Origin of the sequence: Vibrio sp. RW (genome assembly GCF_027587105.1) — a bacterium.
In the GTDB taxonomy this organism is placed as follows: Bacteria; Pseudomonadota; Gammaproteobacteria; order Enterobacterales; family Vibrionaceae; genus Vibrio; species Vibrio toranzoniae.
Window position 1 is genome coordinate 40,725 of sequence record NZ_JAPPTM010000016.1, and the last position, 15,932, is coordinate 56,656.

At 44.7% G+C, this 15,932-nt stretch carries 11 protein-coding genes; 4 read left to right on the forward strand and 7 right to left on the reverse strand.

The features are described from left to right. Positions 1 to 20: 20 nt before the first annotated feature. From OCT63_RS14560 to OCT63_RS14580, 5 genes are all read right to left on the reverse strand, one after another. Positions 21 to 1,838 carry a bifunctional molybdopterin-guanine dinucleotide biosynthesis adaptor protein MobB/molybdopterin molybdotransferase MoeA gene (locus OCT63_RS14560; protein WP_269983942.1) on the reverse strand — a complete coding sequence of 606 codons (1,818 nt, stop codon included), beginning with the start codon at positions 1,836 to 1,838 and terminating at the stop codon, positions 21 to 23. Beyond that, complete coding sequence (mobA, locus tag OCT63_RS14565) at positions 1,838 to 2,422, reverse strand: molybdenum cofactor guanylyltransferase MobA (RefSeq protein ID WP_161687494.1); 585 nt, start codon at positions 2,420 to 2,422, stop codon at positions 1,838 to 1,840. The genes OCT63_RS14560 and mobA overlap by 1 nt, the downstream gene beginning before the upstream one ends. Next, complete coding sequence (locus OCT63_RS14570; RefSeq protein WP_161674547.1) at positions 2,400 to 3,119, reverse strand: energy-coupling factor ABC transporter ATP-binding protein; 720 nt, start codon at positions 3,117 to 3,119, stop codon at positions 2,400 to 2,402. The genes mobA and OCT63_RS14570 overlap by 23 nt, the downstream gene beginning before the upstream one ends. Before the next feature lie 10 nt (positions 3,120 to 3,129). Continuing rightward, on the reverse strand, positions 3,130 to 3,828 hold the full coding sequence (locus tag OCT63_RS14575; RefSeq protein WP_060467681.1) for an ABC transporter permease: 699 nt from the start codon (positions 3,826 to 3,828) through the stop codon (positions 3,130 to 3,132). A 148-nt stretch (positions 3,829 to 3,976) separates the two neighbouring features. After that, entirely contained in the window at positions 3,977 to 4,783 is an 807-nt protein-coding gene (locus OCT63_RS14580) for a substrate-binding domain-containing protein (protein WP_161687498.1), read from the reverse strand. Between the two features lie 301 nt (positions 4,784 to 5,084). Between OCT63_RS14580 and OCT63_RS14585 the strand changes: the two genes are divergently transcribed. The 3 genes from OCT63_RS14585 to OCT63_RS14595 all read left to right on the forward strand — a co-directional run bounded on the left by OCT63_RS14585 (position 5,085) and on the right by OCT63_RS14595 (position 10,464). After that, positions 5,085 to 6,551 (forward strand): sigma-54-dependent transcriptional regulator, encoded by a 1,467-nt coding sequence (locus OCT63_RS14585; RefSeq protein WP_161687500.1) that lies wholly within the window; start codon positions 5,085 to 5,087, stop codon positions 6,549 to 6,551. After that, positions 6,541 to 8,571: a sensor histidine kinase gene (locus OCT63_RS14590; RefSeq protein ID WP_269983943.1), complete on the forward strand. Its 2,031-nt coding sequence runs from the start codon at positions 6,541 to 6,543 to the stop codon at positions 8,569 to 8,571. Before OCT63_RS14585 ends, OCT63_RS14590 begins: the two co-directional genes overlap by 11 nt. Before the next feature lie 273 nt (positions 8,572 to 8,844). Beyond that, a complete protein-coding gene (locus tag OCT63_RS14595) occupies positions 8,845 to 10,464 on the forward strand; it encodes a methyl-accepting chemotaxis protein (protein ID WP_269983944.1) in 1,620 nt (539 codons plus the stop codon). 141 nt (positions 10,465 to 10,605) lie between these two features. Here the strand turns inward: OCT63_RS14595 and OCT63_RS14600 are convergent, their stop codons facing one another. Next, positions 10,606 to 11,493 (reverse strand): mechanosensitive ion channel family protein, encoded by an 888-nt coding sequence (locus tag OCT63_RS14600; RefSeq protein WP_017057278.1) that lies wholly within the window; start codon positions 11,491 to 11,493, stop codon positions 10,606 to 10,608. Between the two features lies 1 nt (position 11,494). Next, positions 11,495 to 13,840, reverse strand: a complete 2,346-nt coding sequence (locus OCT63_RS14605; protein WP_269983945.1) for an ATP-binding protein — start codon at positions 13,838 to 13,840, stop codon at positions 11,495 to 11,497. Between the two features lie 460 nt (positions 13,841 to 14,300). Between OCT63_RS14605 and OCT63_RS14610 the strand changes: the two genes are divergently transcribed. After that, complete coding sequence (locus OCT63_RS14610; RefSeq protein WP_017057276.1) at positions 14,301 to 15,884, forward strand: ABC-F family ATPase; 1,584 nt, start codon at positions 14,301 to 14,303, stop codon at positions 15,882 to 15,884. The last annotated feature ends 48 nt before the right edge of the window (positions 15,885 to 15,932 follow it).

The window sequence follows — 15,932 nt, forward strand, 5'->3', positions numbered from 1 at the left end:
ATCGCTATGTGAGCTTTGAATTAAACGCGGCCCTGCAGAGGGATAATCGTCACTGTTTCGCCTACCTTCACCGTATCAACCGCTGGTGAGATTTCGATCAAGCAATTTGCTTCGCTCATTGAACTCAGAATACCTGAACCTTGTTTACCGGTTGTTTTTACTTCAAGCACACCAGATTCGTTCATTGAGAACACACCACGGCTAAACTCAGTACGACCTTGGCGAGAACGTAATTGCTCAGTCGCAACTGCGTTCGCTTTCACTGGTGTCCAATTCGTTTGACCTTGAAGCTTACGAATCGCAGGCTCTACAAAGTTAATGAACGACACCATCACAGCTACTGGGTTGCCCGGTAAACCGAAGAAAGGTTTGTCTTCAATTTTGCCGTAAGCAAGAGGTCGCCCCGGACGCATGTTGATACGCCAGAAGTTAATCTCACCCAACTTATCTAACGCGAGTTTGATGTAGTCAGCATCACCAACAGATACACCGCCAGACGTTAACACCATGTCAGTCTCCAACGACGCAGAATGCAGTACATCCATCATCTTCCGTTCGTCATCTTCAATGATGCCGTAGTCAACGATCTCACAGCCAAGCTTTTGTAACATGCCGATAATAGTAAAGCGATTAGAGTCGTAAACAGAGTTTGGTTTCTGCTCGCTACCCGGCGCTTGAACTTCATCACCCGTCGAGAACACGCCCACTTTCACTTTACGTAGAACAGGGCAGGTACCGAAACCCAGTGACGCCATCATACCCATTTCTGGTGCTTCGATTCGTGTGCCGCGCGTAAAGACAGGTTGACCGATTTCTAGGTCTTCACCCGCCATACGGACATTTTGTCCTACTGAAATTTTCGCGTCTGGGAAGCTAACGGTGTCGCCCTCTTGAGCGGCTTGCTCACGCATCACAACCACATCAACGCCTTCAGGCATTGGCGCGCCAGTCATGATCTTAACAGCTTCACCTTGTTGAACGGTTTTGTCATAGCTATGACCAGCCATCACTTCAGCAATAACGTGGTAGCTATCTAGATCTAAATCTTCACCACGAATGGCGTAGCCGTCCATCGCAGAGTTAGTGTTCTGAGGCACGTTGATTGGCGAGATAACATCTTCAGCCAATACACGACCATAGCCTTGCTCTAACGCAACAGATTCAACAAGCTCTAGTGCGTCAATGCTATCAACAATTTTCTGCTGACCTTGAGTCACCGTTAAGCCGGCTGGAGAGAAAGAGTCACAACACACAACTGGTGCGTTGTCTTTTGACGATGCACACGCAGCGACTTTACTTGTTTTCGAAGCAGGGGCGAACGATTGAGCATAGTCGATGATGAAATCACGAATCGCTTCTAAGTCGCTGATCGCCATTTGTGGCAGGTTAGATTCAACGTTGCTGTCTGCGGCGATAGCAATGATGTTGTCATCGTTTGGATACAGCCAAGGTTTGCCAACTTCGTCACGGTGAAGCTCAATCTTAGGAAAGGCGATGTTCTTACAGCCTTCAACCAGAATTAAGTCCAACGTGTTGGTATCGAAACGTGTAAGCAGATAATCAAAGTCTGCTTCGGCTGCTGGCGTTTCTGTCATCATCACGTGACGGTTACGCGAAGCGATCAGCATTTGATTCGTGCCCGCTTTGCGTAGGCGGTAGCTGTCTTTACCCGGCTTATCGACATCGAAATCGTGGTGAGCGTGTTTAAGAACACCCACTTTCAAACCTGCGTTGGTAAGTAAAGGCAGTAACGCTTCAAGTACGGTAGTTTTACCTGTGCCGCTGTAGGCAGCGAAACCTAACAAAGGTAGGTTAGGGCGTTGTTTTGAATCTTTCATTATTGAAGCGTTCCGAATTGGGTGAGTTCTTCTGGCGTATTGAGATTTACAAAGCAGTTAGGCGCGTCGCTAAAATCGACGTACTCCGTCACACACTCTTTATATAACAAGATGATCTTGCGGTCGCCACGCTCTAAAAACGCTTCTAACTTTGGAAGAACACGTTTGTGGAATAGGGTAAACACAGGTTGTTTATATTCACCATCGTGAGCCACTAGAATGTCGCTGTCTTCCTTTACCGCAGCGCAAAAACGCTCGACAAGGTCGTCACTGATTTGCGGGCTGTCACAAGGAACAAAGCCCACCCAGTCTGTGGCCGCGTTTTTAAGGCCAGCGTGAATGCCACCTAAAGGACCTGGATAATCAGGGAACGAATCGGAAACAACCGGAGCGAATGTTTGGTAACTGTCGAGGTTACGATTCGCATTGATGGTGATGCTGACATCTTGTTGTGACAGCTTGTTTATAACGTATTGAATAAGCGGGGAACCGTTGAGCTCAACGAGTCCTTTATCTTTTCCACCCATACGGCTGGCTTGTCCGCCAGCCAAAATAACCCAACTAGTTTGCGTTGGAAGCAGCATAAATATTCTCTTGTGCTTTGTTCTTTTTAATTACTTGCAGAAGCGGTGATTCGGTCAAGGTATTGTCTTTGATCCACCACTGCTTCTTGCACAAATCGGTTAACGCGTTAGTTTGGTGACTGGTAATGACTAAACTCGCGCCTCTCTGAAGAAGATCTTCGGCCATAATCACCAATCTTTCAATAGATTCTTTGTCTAAAGAAGCACTTGGTTCGTCCATCAGCAAGATTGAAGGCTTGAGAATCCAAGCTCTTGCCATTGCTACGCGTTGACGCTCACCACCAGACAACACGGAAATGTGCTCGTCTGCTAGGGTTTCTAAACCTACCATCCTCAATGCATTAATTATTTGAGCTCGCTTATCTTTTTGGTTCTGTTTGTTAAAGCGAACGCCATAAGCGACATTTTGGTACACCGAGCCATCAAATAGGTAAGGGGTTTGATGGAGATAGATGATGTCTTTAAATTTTAGTCTGGGAAACAGGTTATGCTGCCAACTTTGTGTCGGGCATTGAAGACGGCCAGAGCTTGGTTTGAGCAAGCCTGACAATATTTTAAGCAGGGTCGTTTTGCCAACACCGTTATCGCCTTTAAGATAAATAGCATCGTTTGGGCCGATAGACAGTTCAGGAATATGGAACAAAACACGCTCTTTATAGCGCATTGAAATTTGCTGCGTTGTTATTTTTATACTCATGACAGCGTTCCTAAGTTCTTAAATAGCCTTTTCCTCTCACACTGGAAAGGAAAAAGTTAAGGGCTAATGCCAATGCTAATAACACCATGCCTAGCGCAACACCTTGTGCGAATGCGCCTTTGTGACTTTCCATAGCAATAGCCGTTGGGATATTTCGTGTCATTCCCATAATATTGCCGCCGACCATCATCGAACAGCCGACTTCGGTTACGATGCGAGAAAATGCAGCAATGGCAGCTGCAAGTAGCGGGAAACGAGTTTCCCAAATCAAGGTACACGCAACTCGAGTGGTAGAAACTCCAAGGGTACGTGCCGTTTCTACCGCTCGGCGATCACTGGCTTGAAGCGCGCCGTGCATCATAGCAACCAAAATAGGGAAGCAGATCAGCATTTGGCCCAGAATCATCGCCTTTTGAGTGAACAGCAATTGCCAGTCACCTAAAGGGCCAGAGCGAGAGAGCATCATGTACATCAACAAGCCAATCACCACAGTCGGTATCGCTTGTAAGGTGTTGATCACCGAAAGCAGTGCCCATTTACCGGGGAATTCGGTGTAAGCCAATAAGAAAGCCATAAGGATTGCAGGAACAATCACCAGAGAAATGGCAGACAAAGACACGCTGAAGGATACCGCTACGATTTTCCACAGTTCGTGGTCAAAACTGACTAGTAGGTTCATTGCATCAATCGTTGTTTGCCATAGGGTCATGAAGTATCTCGTGTGAATCGACAATAAGTCTTAAAAGGTAATGCTGATATTTAGGTTATAGCTGACACGGGATTCGTCAAACAGGGTGAGTCAGCTATTCATTTTTTGCGAGCTCAATATTCACCCTGTAAGAGTAGTGCAATGACGACTATTCAGCGCTCGCAACAAACAACTGCTTGTCGTGTAGCTTGAAGTCGTTAATCAGTTTCTGACCTTTAGGGTTCACCAACCAATCACTGAATACCTTCGCCGCTTGGTAGTTGATGCTTGGGTAGCGCTCAGGGTTTACAAGAATCACTTGATAAGGGTTAAATAGGTTCTTGTCACCTTGGAACAATACTTTTAGGTCAAGCTTGTTTTGATAAGCCAACCATGTACCACGGTCTGTCATGGTGTAGCCTTGCATTTCAGACGCCATGTTCAGAGTAGGGCCCATGCCTTGACCTACACTGCGGTAGCCACCAAAGTTTGGTTCCATTTTGGTTTGTGCCCAAATCCCCATCTCTTTCTTGTGCGTACCTGAATCGTCACCACGAGACACAAACGTCACGTTGTTGGTTGCAATCGCTTTGAACACATCAGCCACTGCTTTTTGAGATTCAATTTTTGCCGGATCGCTTTGAGGGCCAACAATCACAAAGTCGTTGTACATCAGTTTACGAGGTAAAACGCCATAGCCTTGTTCAACAAAGTTTGCTTCAGCCTTTGGCGCGTGAGTCATCACCAAATCCACATCGCCATTTTCACCCATGCGAAGAGATTTACCCGTACCCGCAGCTAGAACATCGACTTTAATACCAGAATCTTTTTCGAATTCAGGTAATAAGTAGTCTAGTAGGCCAGAGTGATATGTGCTTGTTGTTGTCGCAAGTTTGATATGCGTGGTGTCTTCTGCGCTGCTAGCCGAGTAACTGACGATAGATAGAGCGGCAATCGTTAAGGGAATTGCTTTCATTATTATCATGTCCATTCTGTTATAAATGAATGACACGCTTTCTTTTAAAGAACTCAAAGAAGAGCATGTGCATAAGATGCTAATTTTTGTAATTAGAAATCATCACATTATAAGCAAGCTTAATGCCAATAAATAGTGCATCAGACTTCATTAAATTGCTGTTATTCCGCACAAAACTGCGCCATTTGACCCGATAAAATGCATCAAAATATGAGCTAGGACAAAATGTCGCACGTTGACCCTGTTGATCAAAAGGTTAATTGGTACACTCTGTCCCAACTTTTCCTATCGGCTGATCATTATGTCTTTACCTAGTTCAAGCGCGTCTCATCTCAACTCAAACACATTGACTCAATATCAAGCATTTTCTGTCTTGGTTGTCGATGATGAAATTGGGATGCAGGCAGTTCTTAAGAAAGCACTAGGTAAGTACTTTGGCAAGGTATCGAGCGCAGGTTCAGTAGAAGAAGCTGAGGTTCTGCGTTGCAACGAACACTTCGATCTCATTGTTCTCGATATCAACCTTCCCGGCCGCTCAGGTATTGAATGGGAAGAAGCTTTTAACGACAGTGACCGAAAAGCCGATGTGATCTTCATGACCGGCTATGCCGATTTAGAAATGACCATTTCGGCACTTAAGCTTGGTGCTTCTGACTTCATTCTAAAACCGTTCAATCTAGAGCAGATGATACAAGCTGTGCTGCGCTGCATGGATAAACGCCTAGACCAAAGAATGCAATACGCGTTGAAGCGCGATGTTAGCCGTCATATCAAAACCGAGCTGATCGGCAGTTCAGACAAAACTAAACAACTTAAGCTGCTCATCAGCCAATTCGCGCCATCACGAGCATCGGTTCTGATTGAAGGCGAGTCGGGCACAGGTAAAGAGTTGGTTGCGCGCGGCGTACATGAAGCCAGCAAGCGAACAGGGCCGTTTGTGCCAATTAACTGCGGTGCGATTGCTCCAGAGCTCTTAGAAAGTGAATTGTTTGGTCACACCTCTGGCGCGTTTACTGGTGCCAAGAAAAATCGTGAAGGCTTATTCAGAGTGGCAAGCGGCGGCACACTTTTCCTTGATGAGATTGGTGAAATGCCACTGCCAATGCAGGCTGCGCTTTTACGTGTGTTAGAACAACGCACAATCCGACCGGTGGGCAGTGAGAAAGAGATCGCCGTTGATGTACGTGTCGTTGCGGCGACCAACCGTAACCTTCAACAAGAGGTAGATAAAGGAAACTTCCGTCGCGATCTCTTCTATCGATTGAATGTATTGAAGATTGATGTCGTGCCGCTCAGAGAGCGTCCAGCGGATCTGATTGAGCTGGTTCCATACTTCACCCGTCTATTATCGAGTGAGCTAGGCATGCCCGTTCCAAACTGGGCACATGAAGATATCTTAGCGATGAATGAATACGAATGGCCGGGGAATATTCGGGAACTTAAAAATTTAGTGGAACGCTGCATTTTATTAGACAAGCCACCAGCTCACTATTGGCGTGAAGTGAATGGCGACCCGGCACCAACCAGCATTTCGGTGACGGTGTCACACGGCGCAGAAGTACCAAACCTGAATAACGCAGCAGACGCCGTAGAGGGCTACCCAAATACTTGGACGCTCAAAGAAGTGGAAAAATCCCATATAGAACAGTTGGTAAGTTTCCATGATGGTAATAAGTCTGCAGCAGCAAGAGATCTTGGTGTCGCACGAAAAACCTTAGAACGTAAATACAAAGACTGGAATACAGAAGGCTCTGAATATGCCGATTAGACGTCAGTGGTGGTCCAAGTGGGCGTTCCGCTTCAAGACCATGGTACGTTACCGTTTATTGTTTCTGACATCTGCGCCGATCATTCTGACGTTGTGCGCGCTTGTTGCTATCACGCTGTATTGGTCGGTTCATTACACGTGGCAGGGGGCATTAATTGATGTTGATGAGCGCTTGGACGTTGCCGACAACAGTATTCAACTGATTCAAAGCCAACAGGCCTATAACGTCCGAGCATTTGCTGAGTCTTACAACTTCCGGATCAAACTTTCGAGTGATATTTCAAAAGAAGAGCTCACACGTTGGGTTTCAGAAAACAAATCTCGCTATGAACTCGATTTTCTACGCTGGCATAGTGTCGAACGTATGGATAAGAAGCTGGAATACCTGAATCTGACCCATAAAGCGTCGTTTTTCAGCGTATTAAGCCAAAATGAACTCAGCAACCTAGACCGAGATCTCGCGAGAAAAGCCGAAGTGCCTATGCTTAACGGACAGAGTGTCGAAACACGAGGTCTAGTCAGTCGCACAGTCGTATCCATTCGGGATGAGAATGACCGTGTAATTGGTTTCCTAGATGGCGGTATCCTACTCAACAACAGTACACAGCTCGTCGATCAAATCAGCAATTTGATCTATCCGCAACGCGATGGACTTAATCGTCGTATTGGTACTGTCACCGTGTTCCTTGATGATCTACGTGTCAGCACCAACGTGCCTTTAAGTAGTGAAAAAAGTGCAGGACGCGCGATTGGTACGCGTGTTTCGCATGAGGTTCACTCAAAAGTCTTAAACGAAGGCAAAGAGTGGCTAGATCGCGCGTATGTTTATGACGCTTGGTACATCACCGCATATCAGCCTATACATGACCAGTTCGATAATGTGATTGGCATGCTTTATACCGGTTATCTGATTTGGCCGTTAATAGAAACATATCTGACCAACCTTGGTGAAATCAGCATTACGATTGTGCTGCTATTGCTGGCTTCTGGCTTGATCGTTCATCGTGGTGCACGTGATCTTTTCAACCCAATTGAACGCATCCATAAAGTGGTCAAGCTAGTACAGATGGGTAAAGACAAGCGAATTGGCGCGCTTGGTCTGGATGATCAACATGAATTAACACTACTCGCTAAACAATTCGATAAGATGTTGGATTTGCTCCACGAACGCAATCAAGAGATCCAACAAGCCGCTTCAGAACTCGAATGTAAGGTTCACTCACGTACGGCGAGCTTAAAAGAGAAAACTGAAGAGCTTGAACTGCACATCAAACTACTTAATCAAGCCAGAGATAAGCTGGTGGTCAATGAAAAATTAGCCGCGCTAGGTGAGTTAACCGCGGGCATTGCCCATGAGATCAACAACCCGACGGCGGTGATTCTTGGCAACGTCGAATTGATGAAGTTTGAACTCGGTGACGAAGTGAGCCGCGTAGAAGAAGAAGTCCACGCCATCATGGAGCAGATTGATCGTATCCGAAACATCACCCGAAGCCTGCTTCAATACAGCCGACACGGCGGTGTACAAGATGAGATAACTTGGCAACACATCAACCCAATCGTTGATGAGAGCATTACGCTTGTAAAAACGGGTGCTAAGAAGAAAGGCATAGTGTACGTATCACAACTGAATGCTAAAACCTCAGTGGAAGTGAACCGCAACCAATTGCTACAAATTCTGGTTAACCTCCAGATGAATGCCATTCATGCCATGGACGGACAGGGCACATTGACTATCTCAAGTGAAGACTGGCTTGAAAATGGCGTGTCTCATGGGGCGATTGTTCATGTGGAAGATGAAGGTTGTGGTATCAATGAAGAACAACTGAAACGCATCTTCTCGCCTTTTTACACCACCAAACGCGACGGTACGGGCTTAGGTTTATCCGTTTCTCAAAGTATCTTGAGCCAAACTGGCGGTGAGATACGTGTTGAATCGAAAGTGGGTAAAGGGAGCCGTTTTAGTATCTATCTTCAACAAAAAGCCACGCCTCAATTGCTACTAGTATCAAATCTATAAGTTCTAAGAACCAATTCACTGATATTATTACCCGATAATATTTCTAACGCGCTTGGGCTATTACACGAACGTTTTAGCCCAAGCACGAAAATTCCGCATTTCTAATCTATCGCCAGCCAAATCTCAACCTCTGCCTGTTTGACGGGCACCTCTTTTTGATTATGTAACACAGTGTATATATGCATCACTTGATGCATATCAACTTAGCTGCGCGACTTTTTGATACCTTGCTCCAAAATTCATAATCAAAAAAGATAATAAAGTCAGTCAGCTATGAAATTAAGTAATCTATCCATCAAATCGAAGCTCGCATCCATCGTCGTTTTATCGGTTGTTCTATTGGGAATGGCGTCGACCTTTAATTTAATCCAGCAACGTGAAAGCTCCATGCAAGAGCGACAAGATAAACTCAGTGCTCAAGTCGAAACAGCGGTCAGCTTAGCTCAACACTATTATGACCAACGTAATGTTCTTGGCGAAGAGGTGGCGAAGAAACAAGCCCTACAAGCCCTTGAAACGCTTCGCTATGACAACACCAACTATTTTTGGATTTTAAACCAGCAACTCAACATCATTAACCACCCATTAAAGCCAGAGCTGAATGGCACCAATGCCGGAAACTTGAAAGACGGCGCGGGTAAACAGCATTGGCGCGAGATGGTGACTATTTCTCGAAACCTAGAAAAGAAAGGTTTTCTCGATTACCAATGGATGAGCCCTCAAGGGGAATTGAAAGACAAGATTTCGTACGTTCAACTATTCCCAGAATGGAACTGGATTGTGGGCTCTGGAATCTTAGTCTCGGACATTCAAGAAGCCTTCTATGCGTTAGCCATTAAAGAGGGGGTGGTTGCCGTTGTTTTATCGGGTCTGTTGTTTGCGATGGGATATGCGATTTCAAATAATATACTCATCCCACTTAACAAGCTGATTGATAACACCCATAAGATTGCAGACGGTGATCTTCGCGTGCGTATGAATATGACGCGCAAAGATGAGTTAGGTGATATGAGTCATCAAATTGATACCATGCTCGAAAAACTACAAAGCACGCTTCGCACTGCCAATGAATCGGCGGATTTATCCAGCAACATGGCAAGTCACATCGCGCAAGCCAGTGAAGAAGCCGCAACCAGTGTGAACTCGCAACACGCACAGCTTGAGTTATTGTCTACCGCAATGACCGAGATGAGCGCTACCATTTCTGATGTCGCGGTTAATGCAGAAAATACCGCCGAGAGCACCAATAAAGTGGTCGGTCATGCAAACCAAAATGACAAGAACATGCAAGTGACGTCTGAGACGATATCTCAGGTTTCAGAGAATATTTCGACAGCAAACGACCTAGTGAGAGATCTGCAATCAGGCGTAACTGAGATAAGCCAAGTGGTGAGTGTGATACGTGATGTATCAGAACAAACTAATTTGCTTGCGCTTAACGCAGCAATAGAGGCTGCACGGGCTGGAGAACAAGGGCGAGGGTTCGCCGTAGTGGCAGACGAAGTACGTAACCTAGCGAGCCGTACTCAGAACTCAACCAATGAAGTACAGGCGACGATTGAGAAGCTGACTCAGCAAGCAGAGCGTACCTTTAAAGCGATGCAAAGCAGTAATGAGAAAGTCGATCATAGTGTCGTTGCCTCTAACGAAACTCGTCAGCAGCTTGATGTGATTGTTAATGAGCTTCATAACGCTAATGACATGGTGGCACAGATTGCTGCAGCGTCGGAGCAACAGAGCACCGTTGCGACGGAAATGAGTGAAAATGTCACCGGTATTCATTTAGCGGCTAACGAAGTTCTCCAAGCGTCACAATCACTCGCAGAAGACAGCCAGAAAATGGCCAACACCACAGAACATCTTACTGACCAGTTGAAGTACTTTAAGGTGTAAATCCAACGACTCTAATCTTTCCACACCTAGCAATCTCATAAAAACACCTCCGCACTTGAGATAGTTCGGAGGTGTTTTCGTTCGTTAATAACTAAATGGCTATATAGCTAGATAGAAAGCTAAATCTGAAACCAATCTTGATTAATGCGCTGCCACTGAAATTTGCGGTGGATTAATGTTGTGCTTTTTAAACTCTTTCATTACTCGAAGGGTAATGTCTGTCTCGAACAACTTCTCATACGCCGTATCCACAACATAAGCCTTACACGTTAACTGTATCGCTAGGTAGTTGTCAGTAATCGTCTGTTTAACAAGAACCGTCACCGGCTTTGGTAAGTGAATGTAGCGGCTTGAAGAAGCAGCCTCTTGAATCAAATCACGGGCGAGAGTGATGTCTTCATTCATCCCAACATAAAACGGAATCACCACTTGCATATCCAACGCGCCATAGTTTCCACTGGTGGTCACTTCATTCAAGAACTTGTTGTTTGGAATCGTAATGATGTCGTCGTTTAAAGTTCTCATCCTTACAGAGCGTAAACCGATAGTAATGATATCCCCGTAGTTGCCCTCAAACGTAACACGATCACCAACCTGGAACGGTCTATCAATCATCACCGTGATGCCAGCGATGAAAGATGCCGCCAAATCTTTAAGTGCGAAGCCAACCGACACGGCGAGGGTGCCCCCAATCAGAGCCAGTATTTGGTCGTTGATTCGAAAACTCATCATGAATACGATAAGCCCTGTACTTACGTAAATGAAGAACTGAGTAAACGACTGCAGCTTTTGCAACAACATTCTATATTGCACGAATTGGCTACCAAAGCTGGTCACCAACGAATTGATGAATTTAAGCAATAACCACATCGCTGCTATCACGATCATGGAAAAGAACACGCCGCTCCATCGTACTAAGCTAGCTATCTTCGAAATGTTTTCTACGTTAGCTAACTCTTCCGTTGCGTAGATCGGAAAACTGACCGCCGTTGCTAGGCCAACAAGTAATAGGACAAATAACTTCTTCATTTTACTTCACCAATAAATGTTGACGGTCGAGGACGTTGGTAATGTGCCGGAACCAGTGATCTGAAATCTTTGCCTTATCTTCATTCCAACCAATGTAACCACGGCTCTCGAAGTAACGCAAAACCCCAGTAATTTCAGCGATACTCAATTGAGTACAGTCAGACAGCACTTCAGGAGACGCGATTTCTAACTGCACAATAGAGCGCAACACAGCCAACATAGGTTTAGGCATGTTTTCGAGCTCTTGCGCTTCTGGCACATGAAACAATCTCACTACAGCTTGATCCGTCTCTTTATTCCGATTTAGAGAGAAACGGAAGAAACGCAAGGCGACAGTAGGGTTGCCATCTGAGTAGTGCCATAAGATCCGATAGAAACCTTGGCGAGCGCGCTCTTCTTCTGTCATGTCATCTTGATCCCACTGTTTGGGAACGACCAAGCCATCAAACGACAGCGGCTTTTCTAACTCGGTATTAATGCGGCTTGTCAGTAGATCACCGATTTGTTTCTCTGTCCAACGTGGCAGAAAGCAAACCAAATCAAACAACAAGCGTTCACCACGCGCTCTATCAACAAAGCGCCAACTAGACTTTGCAATCGACATCACTACACGGTGATTCTTTTTAGAACGACGTAATAAATTAGTTAAACGGATAAGATCAGATAAGCCTCCGACCATTGGTTTAACCAGCCTCTGAGCATTATCAATTGCGATCAAGTAAGTCGTTTCGCTTTTCCTTAAATGTGCCAAGATTTGAATTTCTGTAGCGTCTTCGTCCAAACCAATACTCATGGCGAGGTGACATAGAAACTCTTGATATCCGGCATAAGGGCAACTGACGTAAAGGGGTTCAGCATTAGAAACCTTGTGCAGTAAAGTATAAAGCAGAGTTGTTGACCCAATGCCACGCTCACCAGACACGATACAGATAGCAGGGCTGTCCGACATGAGGTAACGAGACAATTGTTTCACTTCGTCACCAGCGTAATCTATTAGTGTGCTGTCGATCGAGCCCGGAAGTATGTATTCAAAAGTTTGGTCGCCTTTGATTCGTACTAAGTTTTGCTGGCTTTTATCAAGGTCAGATTGCTTTGCCACTTCGATTCTAAATAGGTAAGCCAACGCTTGGCTAAACAGTGTGTAATTAGAAAGCAGAACCATAATGCGATGCTGACAGTTGTAGATACCCAACCATATAATCCCCAGTACTGTGGCTATTATATTAAGTAGGAAAGTGTCTTTGCGGTTAACCGCCCAGTTTACCCATACCGGTCTTTCTGAAATATGCGAAAGAGCGTCAAATACCTTTGAACGCCATAGTCGTAGAACAGATATAGTGACCAGTACAAACCATACGAACAGAGCACTGTAGATCCAGCTGTAAATAGTACCTTTACCAAGAGTTTTAATCGATATCTGAAGGATGACGCCCGCGACAATAAAACTCCATACATAACGTCGGATAGTAGACAAACGTAGTGCAACAACTTCTTGGTTTGAAGTTCGACTCATACGATAAGCAAATTCGAGGATAAAGCTAATCGCGATCGAACCACCAAGTATCCACCACGTAAAGATCTCTAGGAAGATCAAGTGCTGTAGGCTAGGTAAACTGGAGAGCACTCGCAATGAGATAGTGATAGCAATTAACCACGCTATCGCACGATGGGCACGGCTGATATACCAAACCAAACGGACCAAAAAAGGAGGGTTCTGCTTGGCTTCCAAAATATTAACTCGGAACAATTCGGTAAGACGCGTGCTGTTTGATAACCACCAGACTAAACAGAAATAGATAAACAATACCTTCAATGAAGCCCAAATAACTGGGACCGGTGAAATGAAGATCTCTGTAATCAAAGCGTTGAAGCTACGAGTTTGTAAATACACCAAGTACTCGATATTAAGTTGAGTTAGCTGCCATTCCTGCTTAAATTGGGTTACGCCATAAGGCCCAAAACCCGTTAAGCGCTCTCTGTTCGCGTTCGTTGTTTGCTCTAAGAGGCTCTGTTTACTGACGTTCAAACTTTTTAATGTTAAGTAACTCGATTCAACAAAGAACCACTGGTCTGAATCGGCCTTGTCTCGATATGTTTTGAGCTGTCGTTCAAACGTTTCGATTTGTTGGTTTTGAATTCGTATTACGTCAGCAAGCAAGATACTGACTTTACGTTTATCCGATTCGTCCATAAACAAAGGGTCAGGCAGTACATCGATTCGTTTAGCCAGATTTTGAACAACCTCCGACACCTCAGGTTGTAATTGCACGTCATATTCCAAGTTGGCATTAACAGACCAAGAGAGCAGGGCTAATGTGAGTAATAAGAAGCGCAATAATGAACGCATAAAAAGTCTCTTAAAATTATGAGGTTAGGAATACTATAGTTAGTTAACCTTATTTTGTGAAATCTAACGCCGTTTGGGGATAAGTACTTTATTCTTGTTTCTTTCATCATGCTCATGACGTTGTCAGGATTCAGGTTAGTATTTGAGCGCCTTGCTATGTCGCGTGTTACTGATATCAAAGAAGTTTTTAAATAGCTTACCGTGCTATATATTCGACCATGAGAATTTGATCATTGTAGAGGGCATATAATCCCCAATATTGGTTATCGTTCTTTATTTTATTGTTTCTGAAGGACAACGTTTTTCGCAGTAAGTTAGAGAATAAGAAGTGTGAGTTAACTCAAATTATAATTTGACTAGGTTATGCTCAATTAATGGCGGGTAATTACAATCAAGGCTTGCAGTTAAACCCTTGAACAAGTAACGTTGCGGCGTTTTTCACATTAAAAAGGTAAATGCATTGATCTCCACAGCAAATATCACTCAACAATTCGGTGCTAAGCCACTTTTCGAAAATATTTCAGTTAAGTTCGGCGAGGGTAACCGTTACGGTTTAATCGGCGCGAATGGCTGTGGTAAATCGACGTTCATGAAGATCCTATCTGGTGAACTTGAGCCAAGTGCAGGTAACGTAAGCTACGATCCAAATGAGCGCGTTGCGAAGCTAAACCAAGACCAATTTGCTTACGAAGAATTCACGGTAATCGATACGGTTATCATGGGTCACAAAGAGCTTTGGGCTATCAAACAAGAACGTGACCGTATCTACTCGCTTCCAGAAATGAGCGAAGAAGATGGCATGAAGGTAGCTGATCTTGAAGTTCAGTTTGCTGAAATGGACGGTTACATGGCTGAAGCAAAAGCAGGTGAGCTTCTTCTTGCTGTAGGTATTGAAGAATCAATGCACTTCGGCCTAATGAGCGAAGTAGCACCGGGTTGGAAACTTCGTGTTCTATTGTCTCAAGTACTGTTTGCAGACCCGCATATCATGCTTCTTGACGAACCAACGAACAACTTGGATATGGACACGATTAAGTGGTTGGAAGATACGCTAAACCAACGTAACTGCACAATGATCATCATTTCGCACGACCGTCACTTCTTAAACTCAGTTTGTACACACATGGCTGATCTTGATTACGGTGAGCTTCGTCTTTACCCTGGTAACTACGATGAGTACATGACAGCAGCGACACAAGCTCGTGAGCGTCTACTTTCTGATAATGCGAAGAAGAAAGCACAAATCGCTGAACTACAAACGTTCGTTTCTCGTTTCTCAGCTAACGCATCTAAAGCGAAACAAGCGACATCTCGTGCTAAACAGATCGACAAAATTCAACTAGACGAAGTTAAAGCGTCTAGCCGTCAAAACCCGTTCATCCGTTTCGAACAGTCTAAAGAGCTATTCCGTAACGCACTTGTGGTTGAAAACCTATCTCAAGGTTTTGAAGAAGACCTTTACAGCAAGTTCGATGCGATTTTCGAAGTAGGCGAGCGTGTTGCTATTATTGGTGAGAACGGTGTGGGTAAAACAACGTTACTCAACACACTAGCAGGCGCTTTGGAACCTCGCACTGGTGAATACAAGTGGTCTGAAAACTCAAACATTGGTTACTATGCTCAAGATCATGCACATGACTTCGAGACAGACATGAACCTGTTTGACTGGATGAGCCAATGGCGTCAAGAAGGTGAAGACGAGCAAGTTGTCCGTGGCTTCCTTGGTCGTATGCTGTTTGGTCAAGATGATATCAAGAAGTCTGTAAAGGTTATCTCTGGTGGTGAGCAAGGTCGTATGCTTCTTGGCAAGATCATGATGCACAAACCAAACATCCTACTTATGGATGAACCAACGAACCACATGGATATGGAATCTATCGAAGCGCTTAACTTGGCTCTTGAGAACTACAAAGGCACATTGTTCTTCGTATCTCACGACCGCGTATTCGTAGACTCGCTAGCAACTCGTATCCTTGAGATCAAAGACGGCAAGATCAACGACTTCCGCGGTACTTACGCTGAGTTCTTGAAAGCACGTGGTTAAGTTTTAAGTTAGCCTTAACTTCCAACTCAATAGGTTGAGAATTAAGCT

Bases quoted from the DNA above. Each gene is read 5' to 3' on its own strand.
- OCT63_RS14570 (WP_161674547.1), bottom strand. From the start codon at position 3,119: ATGAGTATAAAAATAACAACGCAGCAAATTTCAATGCGCTATAAAGAG.
- OCT63_RS14580 (WP_161687498.1), bottom strand. From the start codon at position 4,783: ATGAAAGCAATTCCCTTAACGATTGCCGCTCTATCTATCGTCAGTTAC.
- OCT63_RS14600 (WP_017057278.1), bottom strand. From the start codon at position 11,493: ATGAAGAAGTTATTTGTCCTATTACTTGTTGGCCTAGCAACGGCGGTC.
- OCT63_RS14575 (WP_060467681.1), bottom strand. From the start codon at position 3,828: ATGACCCTATGGCAAACAACGATTGATGCAATGAACCTACTAGTCAGT.
- OCT63_RS14560 (WP_269983942.1), bottom strand. From the start codon at position 1,838: ATGAAAGATTCAAAACAACGCCCTAACCTACCTTTGTTAGGTTTCGCT.
- mobA (WP_161687494.1), bottom strand. From the start codon at position 2,422: ATGCTGCTTCCAACGCAAACTAGTTGGGTTATTTTGGCTGGCGGACAA.
- OCT63_RS14590 (WP_269983943.1), top strand. From the start codon at position 6,541: ATGCCGATTAGACGTCAGTGGTGGTCCAAGTGGGCGTTCCGCTTCAAG.
- OCT63_RS14605 (WP_269983945.1), bottom strand. From the start codon at position 13,840: ATGCGTTCATTATTGCGCTTCTTATTACTCACATTAGCCCTGCTCTCT.
- OCT63_RS14595 (WP_269983944.1), top strand. From the start codon at position 8,845: ATGAAATTAAGTAATCTATCCATCAAATCGAAGCTCGCATCCATCGTC.
- OCT63_RS14585 (WP_161687500.1), top strand. From the start codon at position 5,085: ATGTCTTTACCTAGTTCAAGCGCGTCTCATCTCAACTCAAACACATTG.